A 17,632-nucleotide genomic window follows, 5' to 3' on the forward strand; every position below is an offset into this window, starting at 1 on the left:
CTGCCCGGTCGGTCAATACGAGCTCACCGAGATTTTCACTCCGGCCCAGGCCGCTCGGGCCACGTGCAGAGCCGTGCCGCAACTCACCTCGCAACTCGTCGTCGCCCGTCGTCCGAACATCGGGGCGCCGGATGAATTCCCTGGAGTCAAGACCATGATCAAGCCGTTCCGCATCGACGTCCCCCAGGCCGACCTCGACGACCTGACCGACAGGCTCTCCCGCACCCGCTGGCCCAACGAGGTCGCCGACGCCGGGTGGGACTACGGCTTCCCGCTGGGGAGGCTCAAGGAACTGGCCGAATACTGGCGCACCGGCTACGACTGGCGCGAGCACGAGGCCAAGCTCAACGAGCTTCCGCACTTCACCACCGAGATCGACGGCCAGAACATCCACTTCGTCCACGTCCGGTCTTCGAAACCGGACGCGCTCGCGCTGATCCTCACCCACGGCTGGCCCGGTTCGTTCCTGGAGTTCCTCGACGTGATCGAGCCGCTGTCGCGCGACTTCCACCTGGTGATTCCGTCCATCCCGGGGTTCGGCTTCTCCGGGCCGACCCACGAGCGCGGCTGGGACATCGTCCGGGTCGCGCGGGCCTGGGCTGAGCTGATGCGCCGTCTCGGGTACGAGCGTTATGGCGCGCAGGGGGGCGACTTCGGCTCGGGCATCTCGACGGCGCTCGGCGCGGTGGCACCCGAGCAGGTCGTCGGGGTGCACGTCAACTACCTGCCGACCCGGCCGGTCCCGGACGCCGACATCGAACTGTCCGAAACGGATGAAGCCCGGCTGGACAAGGTCAGGCAGCTGATGGCGAATCGTCCGCCGTACCAGGCTTTGCAGGCCCTGACCCCGCAGACCATCGGCTACGCGCTGACCGACTCGCCGGTCGGCCAGCTGGCCTGGATCGCCGAGCGCTTCGCGCAGTGGACCGACCCTCGCTCGCCCATCAGTGACGAGCGGATGCTCACCGACATCTCGCTGTACTGGCTGACCGCCACCGCGGCTTCCTCGGCGCGACTGTCCCGCGAGGCTCCGCGGCGGATGGAGCCGTGCCCGGTACCGGTTGGCGTCGCGGTGTTCGCGCACGACATCACGCAGTCGGTGCGACCGCTGGCCGAGCGGCTGTACGACATCAGGCATTGGTCGGAGTTCGAGCGCGGCGGCCACTTCGCCGCGATGGAGGTGCCGGAGCTGCTTGCCGAGGACGTTCGGGACTTCTTCCTCACCCACATCAAGGACAACCACCGGGTCACCACCGGCTAGCGCTGTGACCACATACGTTCACCGGGTTGGGTGATCACGCGGTGAGTGCAAGGGGGCGTCCGCCGGAGCGGACGCCCTTCTGGCCCGGGACCCGGGAACGCGTGATGAGCCCCAAGTAGCTCCGCGTGATGCGGTGACGGTGTGCAGTTCGCGTAGATGACCTGTTGTGCGAGGTCGGCGCGGCGAGAAGTTTCCGCGGGTCGCCGTTCTGTGAGGCCGTGACCTGCGCCGACGCTCTACTTTTCCGCTGGTCGCACCTTCTCCGAATCCCGGGCCGAGAGGCTGTCCATCCGCGGCCCGGACTCGGCCTGGCAGTGCCGCCCGAGGTCGCTCCGGGTTTGGTGCGGAGGATCTCGCGGGCCTGCTCCGCGGCGCGCGTGATGCTCTCGGAGACGAAGCGGCGGAGCAGGCCACGGTCGAATACGGCGACGGCGTCCTGCGGATCGAGGCCTCGGCGAAGAACCAGATCCTCGGTCCCTCCGGATCCATCGAGGTGACGGTCCAGCTGCCCGCCGGTTCCCGCATCGAGGCGAAGGCTGCCGGCGCCGAATTCCGGGCCGTCGGCCGGTTCGGCGACGTCGCCTTCGACGGCGCGCACGGCTCGATCAAGCTCGACGAGGCCGCGAGCGTCCGCCTCACCGCCCTCGCCGGTGACGTCTCGGTCGGCCGTCTCAACGGCCCCGCGAAGATCAGTACCGCAAAGGGCGACATCCGCATCGCCGAGGCCGTACGCGGCACGGTCGTGCTCGACGGTGTCGACCTGGCCGTCCCCGAAGGAACGCTCTTCTCCCTGCTCGGCCCGGACGGCTCCGGCTTCGCCAAGATCGCAGACGACGACCTGGACCACATCGTCACCATGCCGGGCAGCCAGGAGTACTTCATCGACTCCGCGTCCACTGCCGATACCCCCGCCGGTGTCCCGCGTCCGTGACTGGGCCGGGCGGTTCAACCTGGGCTTCGCGGAGACCTACCACGCAGCCACCCGCCTACCGCCCCGCCCCCATCCCCATCGGTCCCGGGTTGCTCGGCGAACTCTTCGCCTGACCGGTCTCGACGCCCCCCTCCGTCCGACCGCGGGCCCCACGTACCGAGCATGAATAGATATCTGTCAATATAGATACAGATTGACATCGACAATTATCTATACGAGGGAGGGATCGATGGAGCCGCTGGAGCTTCTGGAGTGCAGCCCGCCACTGGCCCGTGAGCCGCTCACCATGCAACAGGCCGCCGGGGTGGCCCAGGTGTTCAAGGCCCTGGGCGATCCGGTACGGCTGCGCATCCTGTCGATCGTGGCCAGCCACACCGGCGGCGAGGTGTGCGTGTGCGACATCACCGGCGCCTTCGACGTCTCCCAGCCGACGATCAGCCACCACCTCAAGGTCCTCAAGGAGGTCGGACTGCTCACCTCGGAGCGGCGCGGCTCCTGGGTGTACTACCGCCTGGTCCCGGAGACGCTGTCGGAGCTGTCGGCCCTGCTGAACGTCCCCGCCACGGTCTGACCCCGCCCTGAAGGAAGACTCATGCCCTCAAGTACCCATGCTCCCGCTCCCGCTCCCGCTCCGGCGGCGGAGGCGGGAATGATCGGCAAGCTGTCCACGCTGGACCGGTTCCTGCCGGTCTGGATCGGCGTCGCCATGGCGGCCGGGCTGTTGCTGGGCCGCCTGGTGCCCGGTTTGGGCGCCGCCCTGGACGCGGTCCGCGTCGGCGACGTCTCGCTGCCGATCGCCCTCGGCCTGCTGCTGATGATGTACCCGGTGCTGGCCAAGGTCCGCTACGACCGCCTCGACACCGTCACCGGCGACCGGCGGCTGCTGATCTCCTCCCTGGTGCTCAACTGGGTGCTCGGCCCCGCGCTGATGTTCGCCCTGGCCTGGCTGCTCCTGCCGGACCTGCCCGAATACCGTACCGGCCTCATCATCGTGGGCCTGGCCCGCTGCATCGCCATGGTGCTCATCTGGAACGACCTGGCCTGCGGCAGCCGCGAGGCCGCCGCCGTCCTGGTCGCCGTCAACTCGATCTTCCAGGTGATCGCCTTCGGCGCACTGGGCTGGTTCTACCTGCAGGTCCTGCCCGGCTGGCTGGGCCTGTCGCAGGCGGCGCTGGAGGTCTCGGCCTGGGACATCGCCCGGTACGTGCTGATCTTCCTCGGCATCCCCCTGCTGGTCGGCTACGCCTCGCGCAAGCTGGGCGAGCGATCCAGGGGCCGCGACTGGTACGAGAGCCGCTTCCTCCCCAGGATCGGCCCCATGGCGCTGTACGGCCTGCTGTTCACCATCGTGATCCTGTTCGCCCTGCAGGGTGAGGTCATCACCTCCCGGCCCGGCGACGTCGCCCGGATCGCGCTGCCGCTGCTGGCCTACTTCTTCCTGATGTGGGGCGGCTCCTTCCTGGCCGGCCGCGCGATCGGCCTGCCGTACGACCGGACCACGACGCTGGCCTTCACGGCCGCCGGCAACAACTTCGAACTCGCCATCGCGGTCGCGGTCGGCGTGTTCGGCGTCACCTCCGGCCAGGCCCTGGCCGGAGTGGTCGGCCCGCTCATCGAGGTGCCCGTCCTGGTCGCCCTGGTCTATGTCAGCCTGTGGGCCCGGCGTCTGTTCACCACCACAGCCAAGGGGTCGGTCCATGCCTGACAAGCCCAGCGTCCTGTTCGTCTGCGTGCACAACGCCGGACGCTCCCAGATGGCCGCCGGCTGGCTCACCCACCTGGCCGGCGACCGCATCGAGGTCCGCTCGGCCGGATCCGCCCCGGCCGAGACGATCAACCCGGTCGCGGTCGAGGCCATGCGCGAGGCCGGCGTCGACATCACCGCCGCCCAGCCCAAGGTTCTCACCGCCGAGGCCGTCCAGGCCTCCGACGTGGTCATCACCATGGGCTGCGGCGACGCCTGCCCCCTCTTCCCCGGCAAGCGGTATGAGGACTGGAAGCTGGACGACCCCGCCGGCCAGGGTCTCGAGGCCGTCCGGCCGATCCGCGACGAGATCCGCGCTCGGATCGCGAAGCTGATCGCCGAGCTCGACGCCCGATAAGCCGGTCTCAGCGCACGCCTACCTGGTCAGGACGGCGCCGACGCCCACACGCCCCGCGCGTGCGCGCTCGCCAGCAGCCACACGGTGGCCACCAGCAGTCGTGCGGCGGCCAGCAGCGTGTCCGGCTCGACGCGCTCGGGCGTCTCGGCTGGGGTCTGGTAGCCGGGCATTCCCATCCCGATGCCGATCGCGGCCAGGCCTGCTGCGGCGTAGCGGCGGTTGTCGGAGGCCATCGCCCCGGCCCGCAGCGGCACTCCGGTCAGCCGCGCGGCCTGGTCAAGGGCGGCCAGCAGAGCATGCGCCGGCCCGCCCGCCTCGACCGCGGCGGCCTGATGCAACTGCGCCGCACCGTCCAGGTTGATGACCCGGGTGCTCGGCGCCACACTGGGGGCGTGGCGGGCCGAGCCCCGGGCGCCTGCCTCCTCCGCGTCCAGGAAGGACACCGACAGGTTCACCGGCGCGGTCAGGGCGGCCCGCAGGACGCGGGCGGCCTCCAACACCGCGGCCACCCCGGAGGCGTTGTCGGCGGCGGCGGGCAGGCGACGGCCCGGGTCATCGCCCACCCCGTCGAAGTGCGCGCTCAACAGCACCCGAGGGCCGCCCGCCGCCCCGTTCAGCTCGATCGGCAAGTGGCCGTGGACATTGACCCCTTGGACGTCGACCGGCCGCAGCGGCATCGACGCGGTCACCGTCACCTCGCCTGAGATGAGAGCGTCGGCCAGCTGCCTGTGCAGGTCGGTGCGGACCCCGATGACCGCCACCGCGCGCCGGGCCGGCCCTGCGATCATCTTGGGCATCCACCCGTCGGTGTCCGTGCCCCGCGCCATGAGCACGCCGACCGCGCCCTCTGCCTCGGCCCGGCGGCAGGCCCGCGCCCATTCACCGGCCGGGGCCAGCACCCAGCGGTCCCTGAGATCCGCCGCACCCGCCTCCGCCAGCGGCGCCGAGCGCGGGTCGGGCAGCTCGGCCGAGGTCAGGTGCTCGGCGAACTCCCGCCGATGTTCCAAGCTCCGGGTCATCTCGCCGTCGCTCCACCGCAGCACCGGCGTGCGATACAGCTCCCGCACGCTGGAGACACCGAACGGGTCGGACTGGACAGCGGCGCCCAGCTCGCGCAACTGCCCGGCGAGCCAGGCGGCGGCGGCCCGGCCACCGGGGGTGCCGACCCGGCGGCCCGCATAGCCGTCGGAGGCCAGCTCCGCAACGGATGCCGCCATCAGCTGCGCGTTCACCTGCTCCAGGGCGGCCGCCAGGCCCGGGGACCCGATCGTCTCAGGCGGCACGAGTGGCGGGGAGCTCATCCACAGCACCCGGCGGAGGCAGCGGCCGAAGCGGTCGCCGGTGCCTGCCCGCAGCACCCGGCCTCGACCGCCTGTGTGGCCTCGGCCTCGCTTCCGCAACACGACACCGCAGTGCCGGAGACGGCGGCGTCGGACGCGGTGGCGGTCGCGGGACTCCCGCAGCATCCTCCGGCCGCGGGCGGGGTGAAAGCGTCTTCGAGGTTCCCGATGAATCCACCGGTGACATCGCTTGCCATCATGTGCTCCTTTCGGACCGGCGGCGCACGCCACCGCGCCGATCGACCCTCTTGAATTGACAGATATCTAAGTAGAGCCAGCGTTCCACGCTGATTCGAAGGATGTCAAGATAGAAAACTATCTAATCAATGGAGGGTCCGGCCGCTGACCGCTTCTCGTTCGGGCGCCCTGCCGAGTCCGGGCAGCCGACTCAGGATCATCTTCAAGGGCCGGTCGCCACCTGTCATCCCGCAACCGTCACTCCTGCGCGTCGATCTCCTCGATCTCCTGGACGTCGCCCCGGAGCCCTCCGCCGAAGACCGGCCATGTGCGGCACCGGGGCTAGCCATGCTGCCGGTGACCTGCTGAACTGGGGGAGAGCAGGGAAGAGGTCATGTCGAGGACTCCCGTCAGCCATCCGATCTTCGCCCGGTGCTACGCCCGTATCAGCCAGGTGGTGGAACATCGCGGCCTGGCGGAGCGCCGTCAGGCGCTGCTGGCCGGGCTGTCCGGACAGGTGATCGAGGTTGGCGCGGGCAACGGGCTGACCTTCGCCCACTATCCGCCGACCGTTGCCCGGGTGCTCGCGGTCGAGCCCGAACCGCGGCTGCGCCGGCTCGCTCAGGCCGCCGCGGACCAGGCTCCGGTCCCGGTCGAGGTGGTCGGCGCTCTGGCCGACCGGCTCCCCGCCGGGGATCGGAGCTTCGACGCCGCGGTGGTGTCGCTGGTGCTGTGCTCGCTGCCCGAGCCGGTGGCGGCGTTGCGGGAGATGTACCGGGTGCTCAAGCCCGGCGGGCAGCTGCGTTTCCTGGAACACGTCCGCGCCGATTCACCCGGCCTGGTCCGGGTGCAGGACCTGCTGGACGCCACGGTATGGCCGCGTCTGGCCGGAGGCTGTCACACCGGTCGCGACAGCGCCGCGTCGATCGACCACGCCGGGTTCACCGTGGAGCGTCTGGAGCGGTTCCTGCTTCCGAAGGTCCGCACGCCGGTCTCCTTCTTCATCCTGGGTACGGCGTCGCGTCCGCCGACCGGCGGTGGATGAGGTCACCACGTACCGGGTTCAGCCCGAAGGACGGGTTCAGCCCACCGGCAGGTCAGTTCGCACGCCGATACGCGGATCTCCTCCCGGCCCCGCCGCCGGTTCGGTCCGCCAGCAGGGCGGCCAGGTCTCCGGGCAGCGGCTGAGGCCGGGTCAGTGGAACCGTGGCGCGGCCGGTGTTGCCTTCGGGGTAACGGCCCAGCGCCGAGCCGGGCGCCGCGACGATGATCCGGATCACCTGTCCGAAGGCTTCACGACGGTCACGCTCGCGCACGGCAAGGACGAACATCGCCAGATGGTTGCGGGTGTGCGGCCAGGGCCAGGGTTGGGACAGGATGTGGGCCCGCTCCAGGTGCCGCCACCGTGCCTCGGCGCCGGTAGCGGTGCGGGCGGCGGTCATCTCCGCGGAGTAGGCGGCACGCACGGCCGCCGGCATCGCTCGGTGCCTCATTGTTCCTTTCCCTCCCCGTTCCGGCAGCAGGCGTCGGTGCAGCCCGGCGCGCAGCCGCATTCACCCACCGAGCCGTCGCCCTCCTCGTCGCCGTCGCCGTCGCGGTCGCCGTTCCCGTCGCCGGAGGCGGGGACGGGGACGGGAACGGCGCAGTCGGCGCACTGTTCACCGCGCCAGGCTTCCACGCCTTCGCGCAGCGCGACGGCGGTGATGGCCAGCGCCGCGACCGGATCGGCCCACGACCAGCCCAGAGTGGCATTGAGGACCAAGCCGATCAGCAGCACCGCTGACAGGTAGGTGCACAGCAGGGTCTGGGTGGAGTCGGCGACCACGGTGGCCGAGCCGAGCTCACGGCCGGTGCGGCGCTTGGCCCACACCAGCAGCGGCATCACCACCACCGAGGTCACGGCGAGTCCGATCCCCACCGGCGAAGCCTCGGCACCACCCCCGCCCAGCAGTGAGCGGACGGCGTCGAAGCCGATCCACGCGGCCAGCGCGAAGAACGAGACGGCGATCAGGCGCAGCGCCAGGCGCTCGCGCGATTCGGGGACCCGGGAGCGGAACTGCCAGATGACCACCAGCGCCGAGGAGACCTCGACGAAGGAGTCGAGGCCGAAGCCGAGCAGCGCGGCCGAGGAGGCGGCCGCACCGGCGGCGACCGCGACGACGCCTTCGAGCAGGTTGTATCCGGCCGTGGCGTAGGCCAGACGCAGGCTGCGCCGGTTGAGGACCTGCCGCCGCCCGGCGGTCAGGGCCGGGGCGGTCACGTGCTCGCCTCCGGCCGGGATGACCGGGCGGGGTGGGCGTAGGCCGGGCACAGTGCGACCGCGTGGCCGGTGGCACCCAGCAGGTGCTCGGCGGCGGACAGCAAGTCGATCAGCTCTGGGCGGGTCAGGGCGTAGAAGGACTGACGGCCCTCGGCCCGGTAGTCGATCAGCCCGCAGTCACGCAGGCACGCCAGATGCTTGGAGACGGTGGACTGGGCCAGTCCCAGCTCACCGGTCAGGTCCACCACCCGGGCCTCACCCGCCGCGAGGCGCCGCACGATACGCAGCCGGGTCTCATCGGCCAGCGAGTGAAACAGCGCGGCGGCCGGGGTGATGCCCGCCGCGATGTCGGCACTCACACATCGCCCGCCCTCATTCATCGCCATATGGCGATGATAGCCCTAAAAAGTGATGTCTCATAGTGGCGCCCTCGCCCATCATGGACGCGACCTCCTCTGAGCGCGGTAGACGCTGTCCCACGCCCGGCGTGCGGGACATCGGTGCCGCGAGCCTGCTCGCCGATGTCGGTCACGGAGCACCTACCGAGCTGCTGCCGAGCCTGCTCACCTCCATGCTCGGCGCTCCCGCCGAGGCGTCCGGCCTGATCGAGGGGGCTCGGACGCACTGGCGGGCAGCGCCCGGCCCACCCGCCAGCCCGCCGAGGGCAGCCGCGGTCTGTCCGACGAGATCGCCGCCCTGGCCGTGCCGCCGGGACGAACGGCCCTATCCGGAAAGGTCTACTTCCTCTACTTCCGATAGGTCCCCACCCGAGATTCTGGAGCCACACGCTGACATCGAAGGGTCATAATGTGCAACTACTGCGGCTGCCGGGACTTCCCGCTGATCGGCCGGCTCTCCGAGGAGCACTGGCAGATCGAGGAGACCGCCGGGGCACTGCGCCGGGCCATCAACGAGAGCCGGTACGGCGACGCCGTATCCCTCCTCGACGAGCTGCTCGCACAGCTCATCCCGCACACCACCCTCGAGGAGAACGGCCTGTTCGCCGAACTGCGTGCCGAGGGAGCCCTGGCCGAGGCGGTCGACAGGCTCTGCGCCGAGCATGACGAGATCCACGGGGTGTTCGGCGCGATCGACCGCGCGGCACCGGACTGGGCGGCCGTGCTGGAGGCGATCGGGAAGTTGCACCGGCACATCGACAGCGAGGAGCACGGCCTGTTCCCCGCCTCGGTGATCATGCTGCCGATCTCCGCCTGGGACCGCATCACTCCGGAGCAGTCCACGGCCGGAGGGTAGGAGTGGTCGCCCTCCGGCGGGTGCACGGTCCCCGCCCCCGTGGACCGTGCGCCTCCCGGAGGGCGACCCCTGCCGCGCCACCGCACCCAGGCGAGGCCTGTGAGGCCGCCGGGGGCCGAAGGTCCCGTAGATCCAGGGTCCAGGGTCCCGTTCCGGAGTGACCTGAGGCGGTGACGGGCCTCTGAGGGCCGCGCCTAGTGTTCCGGTCATGTCCCATGTGTGCCCGCTCCGCCGCCTGGCCGGCGCGCGGTGCCCATGGCCGGTGTCCATGCCAGGCAGTCTTCGACGAGCGCTGTCCCGCGGCCTGACGCCGCCTTCGGATGTCCGGGTCACCCTCCCCGGACGCCGTCGGCGTCGTCGCCGTGCGGCCGGAGAGCGAGAGCCGCCTCGTCGTGGTGGGCCCCCGCCACCGGAGAGCGCTGCCTCAGCACCCCGCTGTTCACCGCGCAGGGGCGCGCACCTCGGGGTCTTCCCGCCATCCGGGACGGCCCCCTCGGAAAAGGGCCCGGAACACCCCCGGAACCCGCGGCAACCACCGGCGCACCGGCCGGAGAACAGACAAGGAGTCCCCCCATGACCACGCAGACGGCGGGAAGCCCGCAGGACACCGTCCTGGCGACGATCCGCGCCCACCACGACCAGCTCGGCCGGACGATGTCCGACCACGCTGTGACCATCGTGCGCTCCATCGACAAGCTGCAGTCCCCGTCCGCCCGGCAGGAGGTGCTGGTCGCCTTCTGCGCCGAGGAGGTGCTCCCGCACGCCGAGGCCGAGGAGGAGACGCTGTACCGCGTCGCCGACGCGCTGCCCGCGACCAGGCTGCTCGCGCAGGCCATGCGCGACGAGCACGTCCTGCTGCGTGACCGGGTCGGCGAGCTGGAGCGGGCGAGCACGCCGGGGGAGGCCGTCGCGGCCGCCGCCACGCTGAACGCCCTGTTCCAGTCGCACCTGGACAAGGAGAACGAGCTTCTGCTGCCCGCGCTCGCCGACGCTGGCGTCGATCTCGCCGCCCTGCTCGACGGGATGCATGAGATCCTCGGTGCCCCGGCCGAGACCGACGGGTGCGGATGCGGCGGATGCGGATGCGGCGCCGGAGAGCCGGCGGCGGAGGACGCGGACGGCGCTCTCGTCGTCGGCGAGCTCGACGTGCGCCGGCTGATTCCGGCCCAGCGTCACGAGCAGATCTTCGCCACGTTCCGGGAACTGCCCGCGGGCATGTCGTTCGTGCTCGTCAACGACCACGATCCCAAGCCCCTCTACTACCAGTTCGCCGCCAAGCACCCCGGCGAGTTCACCTGGGACTACGCCGAGTCCGGTCCGGCCGTGTGGCGGGTGCGCATCGGCCGTCCCTGACCGCCGGCGGTCAGGGACGGCCGATGCGCCGGTGCACCCAGGTCCGGGGCTGCCGCATCCGGGTGCGCTCGACAGCCGCGCGGCTTCGGACCTATCCGCGGATCATGAGAGTGGGGTCATCCGGCGTCACCGGCGAGATCGCCGGGTGGCCTCTGCCCTCTTCGCGTGCCGGGCGGGATCAGCCGGCACGACGGGTCCCTCTACCCCCCACCCTCTCGCATTCACCGTCGGGACGAGCGGGACGCGCCGCAGCGTCCCGGGCACACCAGCCAAAACGACAAGGACGAACACCATGAGCACCGATATCGCCCCTCCCAACGCCCCCAGTGGGATCCCGCGCGGGCCAGTGTTGATGCTGACGTTGGCCACCATAGGGTTCGCGGTGAACTTCTGGGCGTGGGCGCTGCTGAGCCCGCTGGGTCCGCGGTTCAAGGACCTGTTGAGCCTGTCGGCCTCCGAGCAGGCGCTGCTGGTCGCGGTCCCGGTGATCGTCGGCTCGCTGGGCCGCATCCCGGTCGGCGCGCTCACCGACCGGTTCGGCGGCAGGGTGATGTTCCCGCTGATCTCGGCCGTCACCATCGTGCCGGTCCTGTTCATCGGCGTGGCCGGGCAGAACTCGCTGGCGGCGCTGCTGGTGGGCGGGTTCTTCCTGGGCATCGGCGGCACGGCCTTCGCCATCGGTGTACCGCTCGTGAACGCCTGGTTCCCGCCCGAGCGGCGCGGTCTGGCCATCGGCGTCTTCGGTGCGGGCATGGGCGGCACCGCGATCAGCGCCCTGACCACGGTCAAGCTGGTCAAGGCCGGTGGCGCGGCCACCCCGTTCCTGCTGACGGCCGTCGTTCTTGCCGTCTACGCCGTCGTGGCGTGGTTCATGCTGCGCGACGCGCCGGGCCGCGTCGTCCCGGACCAGCCGCTCGCCGCACGCCTGGCGGCCACCGCGAAACTGCCGATCACCTGGCAGGCGTGCGTGCTGTACGCGGTGGCCTTCGGCGGCTACGTCGCCTTCTCCGTCTACCTGCCGGCCTACCTGCAGACCGCCTACGGCCTGGAGCAGGCCGACGCCGCCAACCGGATGGCCGGCTTCGTGCTCCTGGCGGTCGTCATGCGTCCGATCGGCGGCTGGCTGTCGGACCGGATCGGCCCGCTGCCCGTCCTGGTCGGAGTGTTCGCCGTGGTCGCCGTGTGCGCCGCGGTACAAGCCTTCACCCCGAGCCTGATGCCGGTGGGCACCATCGCGTTCCTGACCATGGCCGCGGCCCTGGGCGCGGGCAGCGGAGCGACCTTCGCGCTGGTCGCCAGAATCGCCCCGGCCGACAAGGTCGGCTCGGTCACCGGTCTGGTCGGCGCCGCCGGCGGCCTGGGCGGATTCGTCCCGCCGCTGGTGATGGGCTTCGTCTACAGCCGGTTCGGCTCCTACGGGCTGGGCTTGGCGCTGCTGTCGGCGGTGTCGGTGCTGACGTTGCTGCTGACGGTTACCGTGGTGCGGGCCACGGCCCGGCAGCGCGTGAGCGCAGCGGCCGGACACTCCCCGCGCTGAGGCCCGTGCCCTTGCCGGCGAAAGACCGCACCCGTTCACGGTGCCGGCCCTGCACCCTCGGGGTGCGAAACATGAAGGACGTCAGGAGCATGATGGCCCGCACGACCCGAACAGCCCCGCCCATCTCCTTCCGCGTCGCCCCGGTGCGGAGCGTAGGGCGGGGAGATGGCCGAATCCAGGCCGGGACACACGGCTGCGGCGATGAACGCACCCGGGCGGCAGCCGGCACGGTATCGGCATGATCTCCGCCACTACCAGCGCCGACAGCGCTGCAACGGGGTTTCGCGACATGCCCTGGCAGCAGGCACGCCGGCTCGCCCATGCCTCGGCGCGGCCGGTGCCGGCGCGGCCGGCCGACCTGGCCCAGGCCGCCGGGCTGACCCTCGCCCAGGAGATCGTCACCCGCTCACCGGCTCCGGCCTTCGACACCGCGGCGATGGACGGATTCGCCGTGGCGGGCGCCGGACCGTGGCAGGTGTGCGGCGCGGTGCGGGCCGGAACCGTCTTTCCCGCCGGTGAGCTGCAGGCGGGACAGGCGGTGGAGATCTCCACCGGCGCTCCGGTGCCCGCCGGGGCCGATGCGGTCCTCCCGGTGGAGCTGGCCGTACGCGATGCCGACCGGGTCCTGGGGCCGCGGCTTACGCCGGGCCGGCACATCCGCCGCACGGGTGAAGACGCCCCCGCCGGAACCCGCCTGGCCCCCTCGGGCAGCCGGATCGGCCCCGCGCTACTCGGCCTGGCCGCCGCATGCGGCTATGACACGCTTCAGGTCCGGCCCCGGCCCCGGATACAGATCCTGGTCACCGGCGACGAGCTCGTCCACCACGGCCGGCCTGGCCCCGGCCAGGTGCGCGACGCCCTGGGCCCGATGCTGCCATCGCTGGTGCAGGACATGGGCGGGCAGGCTGCGGCCGTCTGCCACGTACCCGACCGGCCCGGCGCGCTGGCCGATGCCTTCGCCGCCGCCGGCGCGGCGGAGGTGCTCGCGGTGACCGGGTCCACCTCGGTCGGTGTCACCGACCATCTGCGGTCGCTGCTCGACAAGCAAGCGGCACGCTGGATCGTCGACACGGTGGCCTGCCGTCCCGGCCATCCACAGTTACTGGCCCAGCTCGCCGACGGCCGGTGGGTGGTGGGTCTTCCCGGTAATCCCTACGCCGCCCTGGTCGCGGCGCATACGCTGCTGGCCCCCCTGCTGGCCGGACTGGCCGGGCGGCGGCTGCCGGTCCTGCCGCGTGTGCCGCTGACAGGTCAGGTCCCGCTCTCCCCCGACCGCACCCAGGTCCTGCCGGTGCGGTGGGACGGCGCTGTGGCCCGCGTGCTGGGCGAGCAGCGTTCCGCGTTTCTCAACGGCGCGGCCATCGGCGACGCGCTGGCTGCGGTGCCTGCCGGCTGGAGGGGCCACGAGCCCGCCCCGCTCATCCTTCCGGCCGGGCTGTAGGCGCAGACCCGAAGCTCCGTGTGGCGCGTTTGACGAAGAGCTCCTAAGAGGGCGTCGATCGAGGAGGGAGCTTTGTTGTGGCGGGCCGGTAGGCCTAGAGTTACGTTAGATGAGAGTTGACGGCGGGGCGGGACGCCCTTCCCCTGCAGCGGCTGAGGCGCGCGACTCCGTATCGATCAGCCGGTAAGGCCGCGGACGGTGGCGAGCATGCCGCGCACGGCGGCAGGGGCCGTTCCGGGCGGACCGCCCGCCTTGCTCTTCAAGCGGACGGCCGCCACCGTGGAGATACGATCGGCCCCGGCCGCCGCCGGCATCCACCGCGAACGCAGTCGGGGCATGCGCCATGTCGGCTTCTGCGACGAACGCGGTCAGGACGTTGTCGCCATGCGACATGTGGCAGAAGTCTCCCGTCACGACGGGCCGGACTTCTTCACGGTCGCCGAGCCGGACCGTCCACAGCTCTCCGAAGCAGTGCGTCACGCAGCCGCCGGTATCGCTTCGCCCGGGGTCGGCTGTGCTTTCCGCACCGTCGAGGGCGGGTGGAAGACTTATCCCGGACAGGCAGTTCAGCCTCACTCAGGGAAAAGGAGCCGGGATGGGCGAGAAGTCGTTGCTTCCGAGCATACGGCTGGATGACCTGCTGGCCGAGCTGCAGGGCCAGCTGGAGGCGGTGCTGGCCACCCGGGACCGGGTGCACGCCCTGCTGGAGGCCGTGGTCTCGGTCGGCAGCGACCTGGACCTGGAGACGGTGCTGCGGCGCATCACACAGGCCGCCACCCAGCTGGTCGAGGCCCGCTACGGGGCGCTCGGCGTGATCGGCGAGGGCGGCACGCTGGAGCGGTTCATCCCGGTGGGAATGACCGAGGAGGAGATCGCGCGGGTCGACCACTGGCCGCACGGCAAGGGCCTGCTCGGACTGCTGATCAAGGAACCCGGGACGCTTCGACTGGCCGATCTGAGCGAGCACTCGGCTTCCTATGGCTTTCCGGAGGGGCATCCGCCGATGCGCAGCTTCCTGGGCGTGCCGATCGTGGTGCGCGAGGAGGTGTTCGGCAACCTGTATCTGACCGAGAAGGCCGGCGGCGCGGCCTTTGAGGAGGAGGACGAGATCGTGGTGGGCGCGCTGGCCACCGCTGCCGGTGTGGCGATCGAGAACGCCCGGCTGTATGAGGAGAGTCGGCGCCGGGAGAACTGGCTGCGGGTGTCCGCGGAGGTGACCAGCAGTCTGCTGTCGGGTGACGACCCGGGCGAGGTGCTCACCGTCATGGCCCGGCGCGCCATGGAGCTCACCGACGCCGACACGGTCACCGTGAGCTTCCCTCTGGCTGAGACCATGCGCATCGAGATCGCCGAAGGGCTCGGCGCCGAGCACCTGCGCGGTTGTGCGGTGCCGATGGAGGACTCCCTGGCCGCCGCCGTGGCGCGCACCGGGCAGTCGCAGACCGCACTGGATGTGAAAGAGCGCATGGCTTATCCGGCGCATCTGGAGCAGGTGCCGCTGAGAGCGGCGATCGCCGTCCCGCTGGGCAAGCCGCAGGCGGTCCACGGCGTGCTGAGCCTGGCCAAGCAGGCCGGGTCGCCGCCGTTCAACGAGGCGGACCTGCGCACGGCCGAGGCGTTGGGCGGGCAGGCCGCGGTCGCGCTGGAGCTGGCCGACGCGCGCCGCGACGCCGAGCGGCTGGGCCTGCTGGAGGACCGTGACCGTATCGCCAAGGATCTGCACGACGTGGTCATCCAGCGGCTGTTCGCGGTGGCGATGACGCTGATGAGCACAGTGGAGATGGTCGGCAACCCCACCGCGACGACCCGGATGCAGCACGCGGTGGACGAGCTGGACCAGACCATCAAGGAGGTCCGCTCCACGATCTTCGCGCTGCAGTCGCCGCCACAGGCCGGTCAGGTCTGCGGCCTGCGCGGCCAGGTGACGGAGCTGGTGGAGGCGGCGCGCGACCAGCTCGGTTTCATACCCGGCATCCGGATGGAGGGCCCGCTGGACAACACGGTGCCCGAGGAGGTGGCCGAGCAGCTGCGGGCGGTGCTGCGCGAGGCGCTGGCCAACGTCGCCCGGCACGCCCGGGCGAGCAGGGCACAGGTGCTGGTGGAGGTCAGGGAGGGCACGCTGCTGCTGGAGGTGAGCGACAACGGGGTCGGCATTCCCGAGGACGGGCGGCGCAGCGGGCTGCGCAACCTCGCCGACCGGGCCGCGCGCCTGGGCGGCGCGTTCACCGCGGAGCGCGCCGAGGGCGGCGGGAGCCGCCTACGCTGGCGGGTGCCCCTGGGACGGGGATGAGCGCGGCGGGAGGGCCCGCCCGGCCGGCTGAGGCCCGGCTCCCCGCCCCGCGCGGAGACCCGCCTGCGAGACCGCCGGGGGGACGCTGGAACTTCCCGTGCAGCAGGTCCATCTCACTGACGATGCCCGCCAGGCGCCCGTCCTCGTCCAGGACCGACGCGGCGGTACCGCCGCGTCGGTGACGCCGGCCGCATGCGAGAGATTTCCCTGCCCCTGGCTGCCCGAGCCCGTGGATGGGACTTTCAGCCCGAACATCAGGGACCGGTGGCCCTGCCCGGTGCCCGTGCTGAGACCGCACCCTTTTCTTTGAAAAAGGCCCTGCATCGGGACCGGTCGCAGGCCGGCCGCCCATCCCATGGGTCTCATCGTTAGTCGGTAAGGAGAAGAACCGGTGGACAACGCGCGAAGGCTGAAGCTGATGCTGCTGCTGGGCGGTGCCGGTGTCGGCATGTTGACAGCCGGCGCCGTCATGACGGTCCGCGGCGTGCGCGGCAAGGGGGAGATCCGCGACGAGCTCATCCGCCAGAAGATCACCTTTCCGGCCCAGGGCCTGCCCGCCGAGTACGGCCGCTACGCCGGACGACGGGTGGAGAACGGCGCCCACGCCCGCGTCTTCTCCGAGATGATCGGCGGCAACGTGCGCAAGGCCACCGAGGGCCGCACTTACTCGGAGATCAGCGCCGACCTGCACGCCGTTGGCGGCCAGGACGAGAGACTCACCGAGCTGCGCCAGACCGCGTTCATGGGGGAGACGCTGCGCGCCTCCCTGATGAGTGCCTACCAGGCCTGGCAGGTCACCTCCCTGGCAGTCGGCCTGGGCGCGGTGCTCATGGGCGCCGGTGCCGCGTTCGTCGCGGTCGGCGCCGTGCTGTCCTCGGCGCGGTAGCGATCCGCCTCAGGGCGGCGTCCGTCGACTCCCGGGCTCCTCCGTGGTGAGCACGGCCCGGCGGGCCGCCCGCCTGGACACTGCACGGTGATGATGAGCAGCCTGAGCCGATTCCGCCCGATTCCCCATCCGTGGCAGTCCGCGGACCGGCATCGCCGACAGCTTGAAGCCCTCCGCCGCGACGGACATCGGTAGGTGACCAGGGGCCTGTGCCTTCAGGACTTTGGTCACTACGCCGCACGCGCGTGGGTCCGGTTGACTCTTTCCCGTGCCCGCATTCGGCCGGGACCGCCGGCACCGCGCGGGCGGCTACGCCGAGCCGCCGCCGCTGCCCCCCGGCCAGGACCTGGCCTTCCTGCAGGACCTGGCCGCCGACTACACCGCCGCCGACGTCGCCGGCCACCCGCTCGGCACCGGCCGGGACGAAAGGACCACCCCGTGAACCGACCCGCCGCACCGCAGGCCTGCCCGGGCGAACCGAGTGAGCGGACGGCCCGCCCGGTCCGGCACGTCCACCGCGACGTCGCCGCCGCCCCCTTCATCGTCATCTGGGAGGCGACCCGCGCCTGCCCCCTGGCCTGCCTGCACTGCCGGGCCGAGGCCAGGCCCGAGCGCGACCCCGCCGAGCTGTCCACCGCCGAGGCCGTGGACCTGATGCGGCAGATCACCGCGTTCGGCCGCCCTGCCCCGCTGTTCGTCATCACCGGCGGTGACCCCTTCGAACGCCCCGACCTGTACGACCTGGTCGAGCGCGCCCGCGAGCTCGGCCTGTCCCCGTCGGTCTCCCCGTCGGCCACCCC

Annotated in this window: 18 protein-coding genes; 14 read left to right on the plus strand and 4 right to left on the minus strand. The window is 71.6% G+C overall.

From position 1 onward, the window contains the following. The first annotated feature begins 154 nt into the window (after positions 1-154). The 5 genes from CA984_RS00825 (at position 155) to CA984_RS00845 (ending at position 4,294) form a co-directional block, all read left to right on the plus strand. Positions 155-1,261 (plus strand): epoxide hydrolase family protein, encoded by a 1,107-nt coding sequence (locus tag CA984_RS00825; RefSeq protein ID WP_086566745.1) that lies wholly within the window; start codon positions 155-157, stop codon positions 1,259-1,261. A gap of 493 nt (positions 1,262-1,754) precedes the next feature. Beyond that, a complete protein-coding gene (locus CA984_RS47595) occupies positions 1,755-2,192 on the plus strand; it encodes a DUF4097 family beta strand repeat-containing protein (RefSeq protein ID WP_242675653.1) in 438 nt (145 codons plus the stop codon). 229 nt (positions 2,193-2,421) lie between these two features. Continuing rightward, positions 2,422-2,763 (plus strand): ArsR/SmtB family transcription factor, encoded by a 342-nt coding sequence (locus CA984_RS00835; RefSeq protein ID WP_086566747.1) that lies wholly within the window; start codon positions 2,422-2,424, stop codon positions 2,761-2,763. Positions 2,764-2,784: 21 nt separating this feature from the next. Next, positions 2,785-3,897: an ACR3 family arsenite efflux transporter gene (gene arsB, locus CA984_RS00840; RefSeq protein WP_086566750.1), complete on the plus strand. Its 1,113-nt coding sequence runs from the start codon at positions 2,785-2,787 to the stop codon at positions 3,895-3,897. Beyond that, positions 3,890-4,294, plus strand: coding sequence for an arsenate reductase ArsC (locus tag CA984_RS00845; protein ID WP_086566753.1), 405 nt, complete (start codon positions 3,890-3,892; stop codon positions 4,292-4,294). Before arsB ends, CA984_RS00845 begins: the two co-directional genes overlap by 8 nt. A gap of 26 nt (positions 4,295-4,320) precedes the next feature. Here the strand turns inward: CA984_RS00845 and CA984_RS00850 are convergent, their stop codons facing one another. Next, a complete protein-coding gene (locus CA984_RS00850) occupies positions 4,321-5,595 on the minus strand; it encodes a M28 family peptidase (RefSeq protein WP_242675654.1) in 1,275 nt (424 codons plus the stop codon). A 610-nt stretch (positions 5,596-6,205) separates the two neighbouring features. Here CA984_RS00850 and CA984_RS00860 point away from each other — a divergent pair. Next, a complete protein-coding gene (locus tag CA984_RS00860; RefSeq protein ID WP_086566762.1) occupies positions 6,206-6,856 on the plus strand; it encodes a class I SAM-dependent methyltransferase in 651 nt (216 codons plus the stop codon). Positions 6,857-6,908: 52 nt separating this feature from the next. Here CA984_RS00860 and CA984_RS00865 read toward each other — a convergent pair whose 3' ends face one another. Genes CA984_RS00865 through CA984_RS00875 form a run of 3 tightly spaced genes read right to left on the minus strand, consistent with a single transcriptional unit; the run spans position 6,909 to position 8,457 of the window. Continuing rightward, a complete protein-coding gene (locus CA984_RS00865) occupies positions 6,909-7,304 on the minus strand; it encodes a DUF3703 domain-containing protein (protein WP_207620619.1) in 396 nt (131 codons plus the stop codon). After that, positions 7,301-8,071: a cation diffusion facilitator family transporter gene (locus CA984_RS00870; RefSeq protein ID WP_086566768.1), complete on the minus strand. Its 771-nt coding sequence runs from the start codon at positions 8,069-8,071 to the stop codon at positions 7,301-7,303. Before CA984_RS00870 ends, CA984_RS00865 begins: the two co-directional genes overlap by 4 nt. Further along, entirely contained in the window at positions 8,068-8,457 is a 390-nt protein-coding gene (locus CA984_RS00875; RefSeq protein ID WP_086566774.1) for an ArsR/SmtB family transcription factor, read from the minus strand. The genes CA984_RS00870 and CA984_RS00875 overlap by 4 nt, the downstream gene beginning before the upstream one ends. A gap of 421 nt (positions 8,458-8,878) precedes the next feature. Here CA984_RS00875 and CA984_RS00885 point away from each other — a divergent pair, with 421 nt between their 5' ends. The 8 genes from CA984_RS00885 to CA984_RS00915 all read left to right on the plus strand — a co-directional run. Next, positions 8,879-9,325 (plus strand): hemerythrin domain-containing protein, encoded by a 447-nt coding sequence (locus tag CA984_RS00885; protein ID WP_086566777.1) that lies wholly within the window; start codon positions 8,879-8,881, stop codon positions 9,323-9,325. Positions 9,326-9,898: 573 nt separating this feature from the next. Next, positions 9,899-10,678, plus strand: a complete 780-nt coding sequence (locus tag CA984_RS00890) for a DUF2249 domain-containing protein (RefSeq protein ID WP_086566779.1) — start codon at positions 9,899-9,901, stop codon at positions 10,676-10,678. Between the two features lie 292 nt (positions 10,679-10,970). Further along, the gene (locus CA984_RS00895) at positions 10,971-12,215 is read left to right on the plus strand and encodes an MFS transporter (RefSeq protein ID WP_086566782.1); all 1,245 of its coding nucleotides are present in this window, start codon (positions 10,971-10,973) and stop codon (positions 12,213-12,215) included. A gap of 238 nt (positions 12,216-12,453) precedes the next feature. Beyond that, positions 12,454-13,656 carry a molybdopterin molybdotransferase MoeA gene (locus CA984_RS00900; RefSeq protein ID WP_242675655.1) on the plus strand — a complete coding sequence of 401 codons (1,203 nt, stop codon included), beginning with the start codon at positions 12,454-12,456 and terminating at the stop codon, positions 13,654-13,656. Positions 13,657-14,251: 595 nt separating this feature from the next. Beyond that, positions 14,252-15,946 carry a sensor histidine kinase gene (locus tag CA984_RS00905; protein ID WP_086566787.1) on the plus strand — a complete coding sequence of 565 codons (1,695 nt, stop codon included), beginning with the start codon at positions 14,252-14,254 and terminating at the stop codon, positions 15,944-15,946. 391 nt (positions 15,947-16,337) lie between these two features. Beyond that, complete coding sequence (locus CA984_RS00910; RefSeq protein WP_086566789.1) at positions 16,338-16,832, plus strand: hypothetical protein; 495 nt, start codon at positions 16,338-16,340, stop codon at positions 16,830-16,832. A gap of 268 nt (positions 16,833-17,100) precedes the next feature. After that, the gene (locus CA984_RS45770) at positions 17,101-17,274 is read left to right on the plus strand and encodes a hypothetical protein (RefSeq protein ID WP_165781049.1); all 174 of its coding nucleotides are present in this window, start codon (positions 17,101-17,103) and stop codon (positions 17,272-17,274) included. Continuing rightward, positions 17,271-17,632, plus strand: a 362-nt coding sequence (locus CA984_RS00915) for a radical SAM protein (RefSeq protein ID WP_133061499.1), incomplete at its 3' end; no start/stop codon positions are given. The genes CA984_RS45770 and CA984_RS00915, both read left to right, overlap by 4 nt.

This window comes from Streptosporangium minutum, from assembly GCF_002149035.1.
GTDB lineage: Bacteria > Actinomycetota > Actinomycetes > Streptosporangiales > Streptosporangiaceae > Streptosporangium > Streptosporangium minutum.